Source organism: Cellulomonas sp. HZM (assembly GCF_000708885.1).
Classification (GTDB): Bacteria; Actinomycetota; Actinomycetes; order Actinomycetales; family Cellulomonadaceae; genus Cellulomonas.
The window spans coordinates 77,593-92,151 of the sequence record NZ_JEOE01000002.1; the positions used below are offsets into that span (position 1 = coordinate 77,593).

Sequence of the window (14,559 nt, forward strand, 5' to 3'; positions counted from 1 at the left end):
CGCCCGCCGCCGGACTCGCCGTGCGGCTGCACCGGTCGTGTCGGAGGTCGTCTGTACGGTCCGTGGCATGTCGTCAGCCCAGCGTGCCGCCCTCTCGCCGGAGGTGTCGCCCGGGGTGTCGCCACAGCGTGCCGCGGCGGTCGGCGTCCAGCTGGCGCTCGACGAGATCGGGACCCCGTTGTCCGACGTGACGTTCGTCGTCGTGGACCTGGAGACGACGGGCGGCAGCCCTGCCGACTCCGCCATCACGGAGATCGGTGCGGTGAAGGTCCGCGGCGGGGTGGTGCTCGGGGAGTTCCAGACCCTGGTCGACCCCGGAGGTCCGGTCCCTCCGTACATCCAGGTGCTCACGGGGATCACGACGACGATGCTCGTCGGGGCCCCGAGGATCGAGGAGGTGCTCCCCGCGTTCCTCGAGTTCTCGCGGGGCACCGTGCTCGTCGCGCACAACGCGCCGTTCGACGTCGGCTTCCTCAAGGCCTCGGCGGCGGCCACAGGGCACGCCTGGCCGGGCAACCAGGTGGTGGACACCGTGCGCCTCGCCCGGCGCGTCGTCACGCGTGACGAGGCGCCCAACCACAAGCTGTCGAGCCTCGCGGCCCTGTTCGGCGCTGCGGTCACGCCCAACCACCGCGCGCTCTCGGACGCACGCGCGACGGTGGACGTCCTGCACGCCCTCCTGGGCCGGCTCGCGCCCCTCGGCGTGACACATCTCGAGGACCTGGCGACCGCGACGGACCCGGTCCCCGCCGACGTGCGGCGCAAGCGGAACCTCGCCGACCACCTGCCCGACGCCCCGGGTGTCTACCTGTTCCGCGGACCGCGCGACGAGGTGCTCTACGTCGGGACGTCGACGACCTCGCTGCGACGGCGCGTCCGCTCGTACTTCACCTCGGCGGAGAAGCGCGGGCGCATCGTCGAGATGGTGCGCATCGCCGAGCGCGTCGATCCCGTCGTGTGCGCGACCCCGCTCGAGGCGCGCGTGCGTGAGCTGCGGCTGATCGCCGAGCACTCTCCCAGGTACAACCGCCGCTCGCGGTTCCCCGACCGGATGCCGTGGGTCCGGCTCACCGTCGAGCCGTACCCGCGGCTGTCCGTGGTCCGTGAGGTCCGCGAGGACCTGGGCACGGCCTACCTGGGCCCGTTCGGCACCGCCGCCGCGGCGGCGCTCGCGGTCGACGCGCTGCACGAGACGTTCGAGATCCGACAGTGCTCGCGACGCCTGCCGCTGGTCGCGGCGCACGGGGCGTCGGCGTGCGTGCTGGCTGACATGGGCCGGTGCCCGGCCCCGTGCACCGACGCCACGGTGATGCAGCGGTACGACGAGGTCACCGCACGGGTCCGCGCGGCGATGCTGGGCGACCCCGCCCCGGTCGTGGCCGCACTCGCCGAGCGCATCCAGGTGCTCGTCGACCAGCAGCGGTTCGAGGAGGCGGCGACCGTCCGCGACCGGCTCGCAGCATTCCTGCGCGGGGCGGCGCGCGCGCAGCGCAGCACGCCGCTGGCCCGCTGCACGGAGCTGGTCGCCGCCGGGCGGACGGACGACGGCGGATGGGAGATCGCTCTGGTCCGGCACGGTCGACTCGCGGGTACGGCCCGCGTCGACCGACGGACCGATCCTCGGGCCGCGGTCGAGACGCTGCGCGCGACGGCCGAGCACGTGCCTGCTCCTGTGGCTCCGGCGACCGCGGCGCACCCCGAGGAGACCGAGCTCGTTCTCGCGTGGCTCGCACGGCCGGGTGTGCGCGTGGTCGACGTGGACGAGTCGTGGGCGATGCCGGTGCGCTCCGCCGCGGCGCACGCGGACGCCGCGACGGCGGTGGCGGAGCACGCGCGGGCCGTCACGGGCGACCTCGCGTTCGTCGAGGGACGCCGCGACGTACCCGTCGTCGAGATGGGGCGGCGTGTGCCCGCGTCGTCACGCATGGACGTACCGCGCACGGCATGATGGCGCCATGCTGACCGCCATCGTTCTCATCGACACCGACGCCGCACGCATCCCCGAGGTCGCGGCCGCCATCGCGGACATCCGGGGCGTCTCCGAGGTCTACTCGGTCACGGGCGAGGTCGACCTCATCGCGACGGTCCGGGTCCGCGAGCACGACGAGCTCGCGGACGTGATCGCGGACCGCGTGAGCAAGGTCGAGGGCGTCCTTCGCACGCAGACCTACATCGCGTTCCGCACGTACTCGCAGCACGACCTGGAGCAGGCCTTCGCCCTTGGGCTGGAGGACTGAGGCGGAGTGCAGCGGAGGGTGGGGGCGGCGCCAGCGCACCCGCCCGCAGCCGGTCCCTACACGCTCAGGCGCTCGCGGCACGCCACCCGTCGAGCGCCCGCGCGGCCGCCCCGCTGTCGAGCGATCGGTGCGCGTGCCGGATCCCGGCGGTCAGTCGGTCGTGCAGCGACCCCGTGCCGGTCCCGTCGAGCGTGCCGTCGGCGACGAGCGCCGCGGCGACGTTCAGCACCACGGTCTCGCGCACGGCCCCGGGCTCACCGTCGAGCAGGCGCCGGGCGACGTCCGCGTTGTGCGCCGCGTCGGCGCCGCGCAGGTCGGCCAGCGTCACCGGGGCGACACCGAGGTCGGCCCAGTCGACGACGTGCTCGGTCACCGACCCTTCACGCACCTCCCAGACCCGGGTGGGTCCGGTGGGCGCGATCTCGTCGAGGCCGTCCTCCCCGCGGAACACCATCGCGCTCGTGGCCCGGGCGGCGAGCACGCCGGCGATCAGCGGGGCCATCCTGGCGTCGGCGACGCCGATGGCCGCCGCCTGGGGCTGAGCAGGGTTGGTGAGCGGTCCCAGGAAGTTGAACGCGGTGGCGATGCCGAGCCCCGACCGAGCGGCCGCGGTGTGCCGGAACGAGGGGTGGAACACCTGCGCGAAGCAGAACGTGATGCCCGCGTCGAGCGCGATCTGAGCGACCCGCTCGGGTGCGTGGTCGAGGCGGATCCCGAGCGCTTCGAGCACGTCGGCGGAGCCCGACGACGACGATGCTGCTCGGTTGCCGTGCTTCACGACGCGGATGCCGGTGCCGGCGATGACGAGCGCGGACATCGTGGAGATGTTGACGGTGTGGGCACGGTCGCCACCGGTGCCGACGATGTCGAGGGTGCGGCCCGGCACCTCGATGCGGATCGCGTGGCGCAGCATCGTGTCCGCGAGCCCGGTGAGCTCCTCGACGGTCTCGCCCTTGGCGCGCAGCGCGACCAGGAACCCGGCGATGCGCACGGGAGACGCCTCGCCGGACATGATCTCGTCCATCGCCCAGGACGCCTGGGCCGTGCTGAGGTCCTGGCGCGCGACGAGCGAGGTGAGCACGTCGGGCCAGGTGGGCGCCTCGGTCATCCGGCCGTCGTCCGCTGCTCGAGCACCTGGGCGACGGCCGCCTGCAGCTCGATCGGGTCGAGCGGTCGGCTCACGACGGCCTCGGCGTTCGACCAGTGCGCGAGCCACGCGTCCTGCGGGCGTCCGGTGAGGACGAGCACCGGCGGGCACCGGTAGATCTCGTCCTTGAGCTGCCGCGCGAGCCCGAGCCCACCGACCTTGTCCGCCTCTCCGTCGAGGATCAGCAGGTCGAGCCCACCGTTCTCCGTCGTGGTGATGACGGCCGCCGCGGTCGCGGTCTCGACCCACTCGATCTCCGGGTCGCCGTGCCGCAGGCGGGGCCCGACCGCGAGCCTGACCTGGGCACGTGCGTCCACGTCGTCGCTGTAGAGCAGGATGCGGGGCCCGTTGGCGGGCTGCGCGGGGTCGTGGGCCGTGCTCATGGTCGTCCTCACTCGTCGTCGACGTGCGTCCGTCGAGCATCTTGGCACGTCTCGCGGCGCCCGTGGCCAGGACTGCCCGGGACGCGCCCGCGAGTGCCACAGGGACGCGAGCCCTCGCCGCCCCTCGCCGCGCGACGCGGGTGCTCGCACTAGCACGCACTCGGCACGCGGCACGCCGCCGGGCTGGACCTCTGGACGTCTGGCGAACCGTCCGAGGCACCGTCGCACCGCGCGACTGCCGCGAGATGACGCGGATCCGTGCCCTCACGCACGCCGTCCGGGCCACGCGATCCTGACGGTGTGACATTTACCGCGCGCCACGTCGTGGGTCCAAAGGCCCACTCGGCCCCGTCTTCGGCCATAATGACGAACGTGTCGACCGCAATGGCTGCCCCGCGCACCGCCCCCCACGTGAGCGTCAACCGACCCAACCCGGTGTCGGTGGGCACGATCGTGTGGCTGGCCAGCGAGCTCATGTTCTTCGCCGGCCTCTTCGCGATGTACTTCACGCTCCGGGCAGCGGTGCCCGACGAGTGGGCGATCCAGACCGCGAAGCTCAACGTCACGTTCGCCTCGATCAACACGACCGTCCTGGTCCTGTCGTCGGTGACGTGCCAGATGGGCGTCTGGGCGGCCGAGCGCTTCCAGCCCGTCCGCAGCGGCAAGCTGTACCAGGTCAACCGCTGGGGCATGAACGAGTGGATGACGCTCACGTACGTCATGGGCGCGTTCTTCATCGGCGGCCAGGTCTTCGAGTACGCCGCGCTGGTCCACGAGGGCCTCACCATCTCGTCGAGCCCGTACGGCTCGGTCTTCTACCTGACGACGGGCTTCCACGGCCTGCACGTCATCGGCGGTCTCATCGCCTTCCTGTTCCTGCTCGGCCGCTCGTTCACGGCCAAGCGCTTCGGCCACCACGAGGCCACCACCGCGATCGTGACGTCGTACTACTGGCACTTCGTCGACGTCGTCTGGATCGCGCTGTTCGCGGTCATCTACCTGCTGAAGTAACCCGTCGGTCCGCTACGGCGCGGACCGGCCACCTGCCCCTTCCCCCCATGTGCGAGACGAGGATCGATCCGTGAAGGCACTCGCAGCCCGCAGGCACGACCGGCGCGCGCCGGTCGTCCTGCTCCTGCTGGCGCTGCTGCTCACCGGCGGGCTGTACGCGGTACTGGCCCCCACGTCGGCGAAGGCGGAGTCCTCCGTCGCGTCCGCCGACGACGTGAAGGCCGGCGAGAAGCTGTTCCAGGCGAACTGCGCGACGTGCCACGGCCCGTCCGCGGCCGGCACGGCCAGCGCGCCGTCGCTGATCGGCGTCGGGGCGGCGGCGGTCGACTTCCAGGTCGGCACCGGCCGCATGCCCATGCAGATGAACGGCCCGCAGGCGCAGGTCAAGCCTGCGCAGTTCGACGACGAGCAGATCAGCCAGCTGGCCGCCTTCGTCGCCTCGCTCGGTGCCGGTCCGGCCATCCCGACGGACGACCAGGTCGACCCGTCGAAGGGTGACCCGGCCACGGGAATGGCGCTGTTCCGCACCAACTGCGCGATGTGCCACAACGCCGTCGGCGCGGGCGGCGCGCTGTCGCGCGGCAAGTTCGCCCCGAACCTGTGGGAGACCAGCCCGCGTCACCTCTACGAGGCGATGCTGACCGGCCCCCAGTCGATGCCCGTCTTCAACGACGCGAACATCACGTCCGAGGAGAAGCGCGACATCATCGCGTTCATCGACGAGCAGGGCAACGTGTCGCCCGGCGGCCTCGACCTCGGGTCGATCGGCCCGGTGTCGGAGGGTCTGTGGGCCTGGGTCGTCGGCCTCGGCCTGCTCATCGGCGCCGCAGTCTGGATCGGAGCGAAGTCCTCGTGAGCGCGCACGACAACTCCCACGACCTCGAGGTCCGCGACAGCAACGTCGTCGACCGTTTCGAGGACCCGGGTCACCCGGACCACCAGCCTCGCAAGGGCGACACCGACCCCAAGGCCAACAAGAAGGCCGAGCGCCAGGTCCTGTTCCTGTTCGCCGTCTCGGTGCTCGGCACGATCGGGTTCGTCGTCGCGTACTTCGCGCTCCCTCCGGGCGACACGGCCGAGTCGATGCGCACGTCCAACCTCGCGCTCGGCGGCGCGCTCGCGTTCGCCCTGCTCGGCATCGGTACCGGCGCGATCCACTGGGCCAAGGCGCTCATGAACGACCACGAGAAGTCGGAGGAGCGTCACCTCCAGCGCAGCGACGACGAGACCCGCGCGGCCGCCGTCGAGGTGCTGGCCGAGGGCACCGCCGACTCCGGCATCAGCCGTCGCGGCGCGCTCAAGGGCGCCGTCGTCTCTGCGCTCGCGCTCTTCCCGATCACCATCGCCCTGCCGCTGATCGGCAACATCGGCGAGGACTGGAACGTCGGCAAGCTCAAGCACACGATCTGGAAGAAGGGTGTGCGCCTGTCGCGCGACCCCAACGGCCGCCCGATCAAGGCGTCCGACGTCACGATCGGCTCGGTCTTCCACGTCATCCCCGACAACCTCGAGGAGCACCACGAGACCGGCGACTACATGGACCAGAAGGCCAAGGCCGTGGTCCTGCTCGTCCGGCTCGACCCGCGCGACCTCAAGGCCGACCAGTCGCCCGCGGGCGAGACGTGGTCGTACGACGGGATCGTCGCCTACTCGAAGATCTGCACGCACGTCGGGTGCCCCGTCGCCCTGTACGAGCAGCAGACGCACCACCTGCTCTGCCCGTGCCACCAGTCGACGTTCGACATCGCGGACGGCGCCCGTGTCGTGTTCGGCCCTGCGAAGCGTCCGCTCCCGCAGCTGCCGATCACCGTCGACGACGAGGGCTACCTCGTCGCCCAGAGCGACTTCACCCAGCCCGTCGGGCCGAGCTTCTGGGAGCGTGAGACCAAGTGACGACCACCTCGACACCCACCCCCACGGCTCGCGCCGCGGCGGCGACCGCGGACTACCTCGACCAGCGCACCGGCATCGGTGTCGCGGTCAAGACGTTCGCCCGCAAGATCTTCCCGGACCACTGGTCCTTCCTGCTCGGCGAGATCGCGCTGTACAGCTTCGTCACGCTCCTGATCTCGGGCGTGTTCCTGACGATGTTCTTCGTCCCGAGCATGGCCGAGACGACGTACCACGGTCCGTGGGCGTCCCTCAACGGCGTCGAGATGTCGCAGGCGTTCTCGTCGACGCTGCGCCTGTCGTTCGAGGTCCGCGGCGGTCTGCTGATGCGCCAGGTCCACCACTGGGCGGCGCTCATCTTCATGGCGTCGATCGTCACGCACATGATGCGTGTGTTCTTCACCGGCGCGTTCCGCAAGCCGCGTGAGCTCAACTGGGTCGTGGGCTTCACGCTGATGATCCTGGGCCTGCTCGCCGGGTTCTCGGGCTACTCGCTCCCGGACGACGTCCTGTCCGGCAACGGTCTGCGCATCACCGACGGCGTCGTCAAGGCGATCCCGATCATCGGGTCGTACATGTCGTACTTCATCTTCGGTGGCGAGTTCCCGGGCAACGACCTGATCCCTCGTCTGTTCACCGTGCACATCCTTCTCGTGCCGGCGCTGATCCTCGCGCTCATCGGGCTGCACCTTCTGTTCGTCGTGCTGCACAAGCACACGCAGTACCCGGGCTCGGGCCGGTCCGACAAGAACGTGGTCGGCTTCCCGCTGTTCCCGATCTACGTGGCGAAGGCCGGGGGCTACTTCTTCGTGGTGTTCGGCGTGATCGCACTCATGGCGGCGACCATGACGATCAACCCGGTCTGGAACTACGGTCCGTACGACCCCTCCCCCGTGTCCGCAGGCGCGCAGCCCGACTGGTACATGCTGTTCCTCGAGGGATCGCTGCGTCTCATGCCGGGCCAGGCGGAGGTCATGCTGGGCCAGTACACGCTCAGCCTCAACGTGATCATCCCCGCGATGATCGTCCCCGGCGTGCTCTTCACGCTGCTCGCGGCCTACCCGTTCATCGAGGCGTTCGCCACGGGTGACAACCGCGAGCACCACGTGCTCGACCGCCCGCGCAACCGGCCGTTCCGCACTGCGTTCGGCGTCTCGCTCCTGGTGGCGTTCTTCATCCTGGTGCTCGCCGGGTCGAACGACCTCATCGCGACGCACTTCCACCTGTCGATCAACGACATCACGTGGGTGTTCCGCTTCCTGCTGTTCCTCGGTCCGTGGGCTGCCTTCGTCATCACGAAGCGCATCTGCCTGGGCCTGCAGCGCAAGGATCGCGAGCTTGTGCTCCACGGCCACGAGACGGGCCGTATCGTGCGGTTCGCGAGCGGCGAGTACATCGAGGTGCACAAGCCGTTGGACGCCCACGAGCGCTGGCTGCGCGTGCAGCACGACGCGGTCCGCCCGGTCGAGATCGAGCCCGCCGAGGACTCGCGCGGTGTTCGCCGCAAGGGCTACCGCACCGACCGGCTGCGCCAGCGCATCTCGCAGGTCTTCTACGAGGACCGCGTCGAGCCCGTGACGCCCTCGGAGCTCGAGGCCGCGCACCACGCCCACGGCGGGCACGACGAGATCGGCTCGCACGACCACGGTCACGAGCCGGCTCAGGTCGGTGGCGGCCAGCACCTCGTCGAGCCGGATGGTGAGACGGGCCCCGACGCGCGGAATCACTGATTCCGGGTCAGAGTTGAATGAGCCGGGCGGCTCGCCTCACGGCGGGCCGCCCGTTCTCGTTGCAGATGTCCCGCGGCACGGCGACGCGCACGGCCGCACCCGACGCAGGAGAGGTACTCACTCGCATGGCTGACTACACGCTTCCGGACCTGCCCTACGACTACGCGGCCCTCGAGCCGCACATCTCCGGGCGGATCATGGAGCTGCACCACGACAAGCACCACGCCGCCTACGTCACGGGCGCCAACACGGCGCTGGAGAAGCTCGCCGAGGCCCGCGAGAAGGACGACCTGGGCGCGGTGAACCTGCACGAGAAGAACCTGTCGTTCAACCTGGGCGGACACGTCAACCACTCGGTGTTCTGGCAGAACCTCTCCCCCGAGGGCGGCGACAAGCCGGTCGGTGAGCTGGCCGCCGCGATCGACGAGTTCTTCGGCTCGTTCGAGGCGTTCCAGAAGCACTTCGCGGCCAACGCCGTCGGCATCCAGGGATCCGGCTGGTCGATCCTCGCGTGGGACTCCATCGGCTCGAAGCTCGTGATCGTGCAGCTCTACGACCAGCAGTCCAACATCGCGCTCGGCCTCGTGCCGATCGTCGTGCTCGACATGTGGGAGCACGCGTTCTACCTGGACTACGTCAACGTCAAGGCGGACTACGTCAAGGCGTGGTGGAACATCGTCAGCTGGTCTGACGCAGCCGCCCGTTTCGACCGAGCGCGTGCGCAGACCTCGGGCCTCATCGTCGCGACCGTCTGAGCGCCCTCGTACGGCCGCTGAGGGCCGGTCCCCGATCTTCGGGGGCCGGCCCTCTCGGCGTCCGACGGCGCACGCGGCACGACAGAGGCCCCCATCGCTCGGCGATGGGGGCCTCTGCTGTCGGCGTGCGGGGTCGCGTCAGTGCGCGTGCTGCCCGCGGGAGAACTCGAACACCCAGCCGATGAGCCCGATGACGCCGAGGACCACACCGAGCCCGACCAGCCACCAGCCGATCGCCATGCCCAGGAACGTGACGGCGCCGGCGGCACCGATCGCGAGCGGCCACCAGCTCCATGGCGCGAAGACACCCTGGTCACCGGCACCCTGCTCGATCTCGCCGTGCTCGTCGTCCTCGGGGCGCGGATCGATGCGCCGCGAGAGCAGGGCGAAGTAGGCGCCAATCATGCCCACGAGGCCCCCGACGAGCGGGATGCCGAGCATGCCGACGGGCTCTCCGTCGCTCCACACCCCGTACACGATGCCGATCGGGATGAAGAACAGCACCCCGTAGAGGAAGAGCTTCGTCTCGAGCTTCACTTGCCCTCCTCCTCACCGGCGACGTCCGTCGGACGGTCCTCGACGATCACGGCGCTCGACTGCTCCGGTTCGCCACCGTCGCCGAGCACGCGCTCTGCCGCGGTGCCCGTCTCGCCACGACGGTCCGCCTCCCAGTCCAGCGGACCCGGGTTCGGCTCGACGAAGTCCATCGCAGCGACCTCCGGGTGGTGCAGGTCGAACGCGGGCCGCTCCGAGCGGATACGCGGCAGCGACGTGAAGTTGTGCCGCGGCGGCGGGCAGCTGGTGGCCCACTCGAGCGAGGCTCCGTAACCCCACGGGTCGTCGACCTGCACGAGCGGCGCGTTGCGCCACGTCGTGTAGACGTTCCAGAAGAACGGCAGGAGCGAGGCACCGAGGATGAACGCACCGATCGTCGACACCTGGTTCATCCAGGTGAACCCCTCGACCGGCGAGTAGTCGGCGTACCGACGCGGGAAGCCCTTGACGCCCAGCCAGTGCTGGATGAGGAACGTCGTGTGGAAGCCGATGAACAGCAGCCAGAAGTGCCACTTGCCGAGCCGCTCGTCGAGCATCCTGCCCGTCATCTTCGGCCACCAGAAGTAGAAGCCCGCGAACATCGCGAACACCACGGTGCCGAACACGACGTAGTGGAAGTGCGCCACGACGAAGTACGAGTCGGAGAGCTGGAAGTCCAGCGCCGGGCTCGACAGGATGATGCCCGTCAGGCCGCCGAACAGGAACGTGATGAGGAAGCCGATCGTCCAGAGCATCGGTGTCTCGAACGTGAGCTTCCCGCGCCACATCGTGCCGATCCAGTTGAAGAACTTCACACCGGTCGGGACGGCGATGAGCATCGTCATGAACGCGAAGAACGGCAGCAGCACCGAGCCGGTGACGTACATGTGGTGCGCCCACACCGTGACGGACAGGGCGGCGATCGCGATCGTCGCGTACACGAGGCCCTTGTAGCCGAAGATCGGCTTGCGGCTGAAGACCGGCAGGATCTCGGTGATGATGCCGAAGAACGGCAACGCGATGATGTAGACCTCGGGGTGCCCGAAGAACCAGAACAGGTGCTGCCAGAGGATGGCGCCACCGTTCTCGGGGTTGAACACCTGCGCGCCCAGGCGACGGTCCGCGCCGAGCGCGAACAGCGCGGCGGCGAGCGGCGGGAACGCCATGAGCACGAGCAGCGACGTCACGAGGGTGTTCCACGTGAAGATCGGCATCCGGAACATCGTCATGCCGGGCGCGCGCATCGTGACGATGGTCGTGATGAAGTTGACCGCGCCGAGGATGGTGCCGAAGCCGGCGAGCGCGAGCCCGAAGACCCACAGGTCACCGCCGACCCCCGGTGAGTACACCGTGTTCGACAGCGGCGCGTACGCGAACCACCCGAACGACGCGGCACCCTGCGGCGTGAGGAAGCCGCTCGCGGCGATGAGGCCGCCGAAGAAGAACAGCCAGAACGCGAACATGTTCAGTCGCGGGAACGCGACGTCGGGTGCCCCGATCTGCAACGGCATGATGACGTTCGCGAATCCCGCGAAGAGCGGGGTCGCGAACAGCAGCAGCATGATCGTGCCGTGCATCGTGAACGCCTGGTTGTACTGCTCCTTGGACTGGAACACGTCCATGCCCGGCGTGAACAGCTCGGCGCGGATCAGCAGGGCGAGGATGCCGCCGATGCAGAACCAGACGAACGAGACGATCAGGTACATGTAGCCGATCGTCTTGTGGTCGGTCGACGTGACCCACTTGATGATCGTGCGTCCGAGGGTCTGGCGCGTCGGCGCCAGACCGGGGACGTACTCGGCGGCCGCGGCCATCACTTGCTGCCTTCCTGGGTGGCGCTCTCGAGGTCCTGCTGACGGCTGTACTCGAGCCCGAGCGAGCCTTCCTGGCCGTTGGCCTTGAGCTCGGCGATGTGCTTGTCGTAGTCCGCCTTCGACACCACGTTCACGTTGAAGAGCATGGAGGAGTGGTACTCGCCGCAGAGCTCGGCGCACTTGCCCTCGTAGAGCCCGATCTTGGTGGGCGTGACCTGGAACTTGTTGGTCTTGCCCGGGATCATGTCCATCTTGTAGAGGAACTCGGGGATCCAGAACGAGTGGATGACGTCGCGCGAGTTGAGCGTGAACTCGACCTTCTCGTCGACCGGGAGCCACAGCGTCACCTGCGACCGGAGCTCACCCGTGCCGGCGGAGCCGACGTCCTGGGCGTGCTCGCCCGTCTCGTACGCGTCGTCGTCGAGGTAGTTGAAGTCCCAGCTCCACTGCTTGCCGATGGCCTGGACGTGGTTCTGCGCCGGTGAGGACGTGTCCTGGATCGAGGTGACGTCGCGGTTCGTGTAGTAGAACAGCACGCCCACCATGACGATCGGCAGGATCACGTACATGATCTCGAGCGGCACGTGGTACCGGAGCTGCACCGGCAGGACGTCGTCGTCCTTGCGCTTGCGGTACACCGCGACGCACCAGAGCATCAGGCCCCACGTCAGCAGGCCGACGACGAGCGCGGCGACCCACGACCCGACCCAGAGGTTGACGATGCGACCCGTCTGGTCGGTGGCTTCGTGGTTGGAGTCGCCGGGGAGCCAGCCGCGCTGCACCTCGGCGGAGCAACCGCTGAGTGCGACCGCGACGACGGCGGCGAGACCGACCAGCTTCAGGGCCGGGCGCCGCTTCCGGCGGGGGGTGTCCGGGTGCACAGGGGACCTCTCACTCGCGTCCCGCGGCCCGTACCGCCTGGGCAGGCAGCCGTCACCCGGGACCTTCGTCCTCGACGGGTGCAGCCTAGCGCGCCGACCACGCCGTTTCGCCCTGGCGACACCACGTGACGACACCGTGTCAGCACCGTCACACCCGGGTTCGCGTCGCCGGTCGCCCCTCGGCGGGCCTGCGCCTGGCGGAGCACGGCGTCGTTGTGCGGGCACGCGGGCTACCGTGCCCGCATGAGCACCACGCCGGACGCCCGCGAGCAACGAGGGAGTGTGACCGAGCCCACGTCGACTGCCGCTCCGGCGCGTGTCGTGCTCGACGCCGGCGGTCACGCCCCGCTGCTCCCCCAGGCCCGAGCCGCCTACCTCGAGGCCCTCGACCAGGGCTGGGCCGACCCGCGTCGGCTGTTCTCCGAGGGGCGCCGCGCCCGCATGCTCCTGGACGGTGCGCGCGAGGCGATGGCGGGCGTCGTCGGCGCACGCACCGAGGAGGTCGACCTCGCGCCGTCCCACGTCGCAGCGCTGCACGGCGCGGTGCGGTCCGTCGTGCGCGCACGTCGGCGTGTCGGCGACGTCGTCGTCGTCGGCGCGGTCGAACGTGCCGCGGTGCTCAACGCGGCCGACTTCGCGGGCGCGCGCAGGGTCGTCGGCGTCGACCACGTCGGACGGGTCGACCCCGACGAGCTCGACGACGCGCTCGGCGCGCACGGCGTCGCGCTCGCCGCGCTCCAGCACGCCAACGGCGAGGTGGGGACGCTGCAGCCGGTCGAGCGTGCGCACGAGTCCTCCCGGCGGGCAGGGGTCCCGCTGCTCGTCGACGCCGGGTCGAGCCTCGGTCACGTCGACGTCGGCGACGCGTGGGACCTGCTCGCCGCCGACGCTGCGGACTGGGGCGGACCGGCAGGCATCGGGGTGCTCGTCACACGTCGCGGCGTGCGGCGCACGCCGGACTGGCCCGAGGACGACGACCGCTGGTTCCCCGGCGGCGTGAGCGTGCCGGCGGCGCTCGCCGCTGCCGTCGCGCTGCAGGTCGCGCACGCGTCGCGGCACCGCACGGCCGAGGCCTCGCGCACGCTCGTCGACCGCGTCCGCCGACGCGTCGCCGCCGAGGTCCCGGACGTCGAGGTCGTGGGCGACGACGCGGTGCGCCTGCCGCACGTCGTCACGTTCTCGTGCCTCTACGTCGACGGCGAGGCCCTGGTCGGTGGTCTCGACGCCGCGGGCTTCGGGGTGGGATCGGGCTCGGCGTGCACGTCGAGCGCGCTCGAGCCGAGCCACGTGCTGGCGGCGATGGGGGTGCTCACGCACGGCAACGTGAGGCTCGCACTGCCCGTCGGGACACGCGAGGCGGACGTCGACCGCTTCCTCGACGCGCTCCCCTCCGTGGTCGCCGACGTGCGCTCGGCGCTCGGGGCGGACGGCCTGTGACCGACCTCGTGGTCGACGCGACCGGGCTGCGGTGCCCGGCGCCCGTGATCCGGCTCGCCAGGGCCGCGCGCGAGGCACGTCCCGGGACGACGATCACGGTGCTGGCGACCGATCCCGCCGCCGAGCACGACGTGCCGGCCTGGGCGCGCATGCGCGGCCACGCACTCGTGTCCGTGGAGAAGGACGACGATCGGCTGACGCTCGTCGTCCGCACGGCCGGCTGACCACGCCGAAGACGGCGAGAGGCCCGGCGCGCACTGCGCACCGGGCCTCTCGACGGGAGGGATCAGCTGAACGAACCGCCGCACGCGCAGGCGCTGCCCGCGTTGGGGTTGTCGATCGTGAAGCCCTGCTTCTCGATGGTGTCGGCGAAGTCGATCGTCGCGCCCTCGAGGTAGGGGACGCTCATGCGGTCGACCACGACCTCGACGCCGTCGTAGTCCTTCGTGGCGTCGCCGTCGAGGATCCGCTCGTCGAAGTACAGCTGGTAGATGAGGCCCGAGCAGCCACCGGGCTGCACGGCCACGCGCAGACGCAGGTCGTCGCGGCCCTCCTGCTCGAGGAGGCTGCGCACCTTGTCCGCGGCGACGTCGGTGAGCAGGACGCCGTGCGTCGCGGTCTCGGTCTCGGTCGCGGTGGTCTCGCTCATGGTGTCTCCAAGATGACGGCGGATGGTTCTCGGGTCGATGCAGAGGTCGAAGGTCGAGCCGGCGTCCCTTGCGGAGACGTCCGGTGATGCC

Annotated in this window: 15 protein-coding genes; 9 read left to right on the plus strand and 6 right to left on the minus strand. The window is 70.4% G+C overall.

Going from position 1 to position 14,559, the window contains the following annotated elements:
* Positions 1–67: 67 nt before the first annotated feature.
* Both AW16_RS0102195 and AW16_RS0102200 read left to right on the plus strand, forming a co-directional pair.
* Positions 68–1,948 (plus strand): DEDD exonuclease domain-containing protein, encoded by a 1,881-nt coding sequence (locus AW16_RS0102195; RefSeq protein ID WP_081861411.1) that lies wholly within the window; start codon positions 68–70, stop codon positions 1,946–1,948.
* A 7-nt stretch (positions 1,949–1,955) separates the two neighbouring features.
* Positions 1,956–2,237: an Lrp/AsnC family transcriptional regulator gene (locus AW16_RS0102200; protein WP_029287808.1), complete on the plus strand. Its 282-nt coding sequence runs from the start codon at positions 1,956–1,958 to the stop codon at positions 2,235–2,237.
* A 64-nt stretch (positions 2,238–2,301) separates the two neighbouring features.
* Here AW16_RS0102200 and trpD read toward each other — a convergent pair whose 3' ends face one another.
* Both trpD and AW16_RS0102210 read right to left on the minus strand, forming a co-directional pair.
* Entirely contained in the window at positions 2,302–3,345 is a 1,044-nt protein-coding gene (trpD, locus tag AW16_RS0102205; protein WP_029287810.1) for an anthranilate phosphoribosyltransferase, read from the minus strand.
* Positions 3,342–3,767 (minus strand): response regulator transcription factor, encoded by a 426-nt coding sequence (locus tag AW16_RS0102210; RefSeq protein WP_029287812.1) that lies wholly within the window; start codon positions 3,765–3,767, stop codon positions 3,342–3,344. Before AW16_RS0102210 ends, trpD begins: the two co-directional genes overlap by 4 nt.
* A 363-nt stretch (positions 3,768–4,130) precedes the next feature.
* Between AW16_RS0102210 and AW16_RS0102215 the strand changes: the two genes are divergently transcribed.
* From AW16_RS0102215 to AW16_RS0102235, 5 genes are all read left to right on the plus strand, one after another.
* Positions 4,131–4,778, plus strand: coding sequence for a heme-copper oxidase subunit III (locus tag AW16_RS0102215; RefSeq protein ID WP_081861412.1), 648 nt, complete (start codon positions 4,131–4,133; stop codon positions 4,776–4,778).
* A gap of 70 nt (positions 4,779–4,848) precedes the next feature.
* Entirely contained in the window at positions 4,849–5,634 is a 786-nt protein-coding gene (locus tag AW16_RS0102220) for a c-type cytochrome (RefSeq protein ID WP_029287816.1), read from the plus strand.
* Positions 5,631–6,671, plus strand: coding sequence for a ubiquinol-cytochrome c reductase iron-sulfur subunit (locus tag AW16_RS0102225; RefSeq protein WP_029287817.1), 1,041 nt, complete (start codon positions 5,631–5,633; stop codon positions 6,669–6,671). Before AW16_RS0102220 ends, AW16_RS0102225 begins: the two co-directional genes overlap by 4 nt.
* The gene (locus tag AW16_RS0102230) at positions 6,668–8,398 is read left to right on the plus strand and encodes a cytochrome bc complex cytochrome b subunit (protein WP_029287819.1); all 1,731 of its coding nucleotides are present in this window, start codon (positions 6,668–6,670) and stop codon (positions 8,396–8,398) included. The genes AW16_RS0102225 and AW16_RS0102230 overlap by 4 nt, the downstream gene beginning before the upstream one ends.
* 125 nt (positions 8,399–8,523) lie before the next feature.
* Positions 8,524–9,153: a superoxide dismutase gene (locus tag AW16_RS0102235; protein WP_029287821.1), complete on the plus strand. Its 630-nt coding sequence runs from the start codon at positions 8,524–8,526 to the stop codon at positions 9,151–9,153.
* 138 nt (positions 9,154–9,291) lie between these two features.
* Here the strand turns inward: AW16_RS0102235 and AW16_RS0102240 are convergent, their stop codons facing one another.
* Genes AW16_RS0102240 through coxB form a run of 3 tightly spaced genes read right to left on the minus strand, consistent with a single transcriptional unit; the run spans position 9,292 to position 12,382 of the window.
* A complete protein-coding gene (locus tag AW16_RS0102240; protein ID WP_029287823.1) occupies positions 9,292–9,690 on the minus strand; it encodes a cytochrome c oxidase subunit 4 in 399 nt (132 codons plus the stop codon).
* Positions 9,687–11,501: a cytochrome c oxidase subunit I gene (gene ctaD, locus AW16_RS0102245; RefSeq protein WP_029287825.1), complete on the minus strand. Its 1,815-nt coding sequence runs from the start codon at positions 11,499–11,501 to the stop codon at positions 9,687–9,689. The genes AW16_RS0102240 and ctaD overlap by 4 nt, the downstream gene beginning before the upstream one ends.
* Positions 11,501–12,382, minus strand: coding sequence for a cytochrome c oxidase subunit II (gene coxB / locus AW16_RS0102250; protein WP_029287827.1), 882 nt, complete (start codon positions 12,380–12,382; stop codon positions 11,501–11,503). Before coxB ends, ctaD begins: the two co-directional genes overlap by 1 nt.
* A gap of 243 nt (positions 12,383–12,625) precedes the next feature.
* On the opposite strand from coxB, the gene AW16_RS0102255 reads away from it, so the two are divergent.
* Both AW16_RS0102255 and AW16_RS0102260 read left to right on the plus strand, forming a co-directional pair.
* Complete coding sequence (locus AW16_RS0102255) at positions 12,626–13,819, plus strand: cysteine desulfurase family protein (RefSeq protein WP_081861413.1); 1,194 nt, start codon at positions 12,626–12,628, stop codon at positions 13,817–13,819.
* Positions 13,816–14,043: a sulfurtransferase TusA family protein gene (locus tag AW16_RS0102260; RefSeq protein WP_029287830.1), complete on the plus strand. Its 228-nt coding sequence runs from the start codon at positions 13,816–13,818 to the stop codon at positions 14,041–14,043. The genes AW16_RS0102255 and AW16_RS0102260 overlap by 4 nt, the downstream gene beginning before the upstream one ends.
* A gap of 62 nt (positions 14,044–14,105) precedes the next feature.
* On the opposite strand, the gene erpA is transcribed toward AW16_RS0102260, so the two are convergent.
* The gene (erpA, locus tag AW16_RS0102265) at positions 14,106–14,468 is read right to left on the minus strand and encodes an iron-sulfur cluster insertion protein ErpA (RefSeq protein ID WP_029287832.1); all 363 of its coding nucleotides are present in this window, start codon (positions 14,466–14,468) and stop codon (positions 14,106–14,108) included.
* Between the last annotated feature and the right edge of the window lie 91 nt (positions 14,469–14,559).

Coding starts and splice junctions, on each gene's coding strand:
- AW16_RS0102210 (WP_029287812.1), bottom strand. CDS start 3,767: ATGAGCACGGCCCACGACCCCGCGCAGCCCGCCAACGGGCCCCGCATC.
- AW16_RS0102235 (WP_029287821.1), top strand. CDS start 8,524: ATGGCTGACTACACGCTTCCGGACCTGCCCTACGACTACGCGGCCCTC.
- AW16_RS0102215 (WP_081861412.1), top strand. CDS start 4,131: ATGACGAACGTGTCGACCGCAATGGCTGCCCCGCGCACCGCCCCCCAC.
- erpA (WP_029287832.1), bottom strand. CDS start 14,468: ATGAGCGAGACCACCGCGACCGAGACCGAGACCGCGACGCACGGCGTC.
- AW16_RS0102195 (WP_081861411.1), top strand. CDS start 68: ATGTCGTCAGCCCAGCGTGCCGCCCTCTCGCCGGAGGTGTCGCCCGGG.
- AW16_RS0102255 (WP_081861413.1), top strand. CDS start 12,626: ATGAGCACCACGCCGGACGCCCGCGAGCAACGAGGGAGTGTGACCGAG.
- trpD (WP_029287810.1), bottom strand. CDS start 3,345: ATGACCGAGGCGCCCACCTGGCCCGACGTGCTCACCTCGCTCGTCGCG.
- ctaD (WP_029287825.1), bottom strand. CDS start 11,501: ATGGCCGCGGCCGCCGAGTACGTCCCCGGTCTGGCGCCGACGCGCCAG.
- AW16_RS0102200 (WP_029287808.1), top strand. CDS start 1,956: ATGCTGACCGCCATCGTTCTCATCGACACCGACGCCGCACGCATCCCC.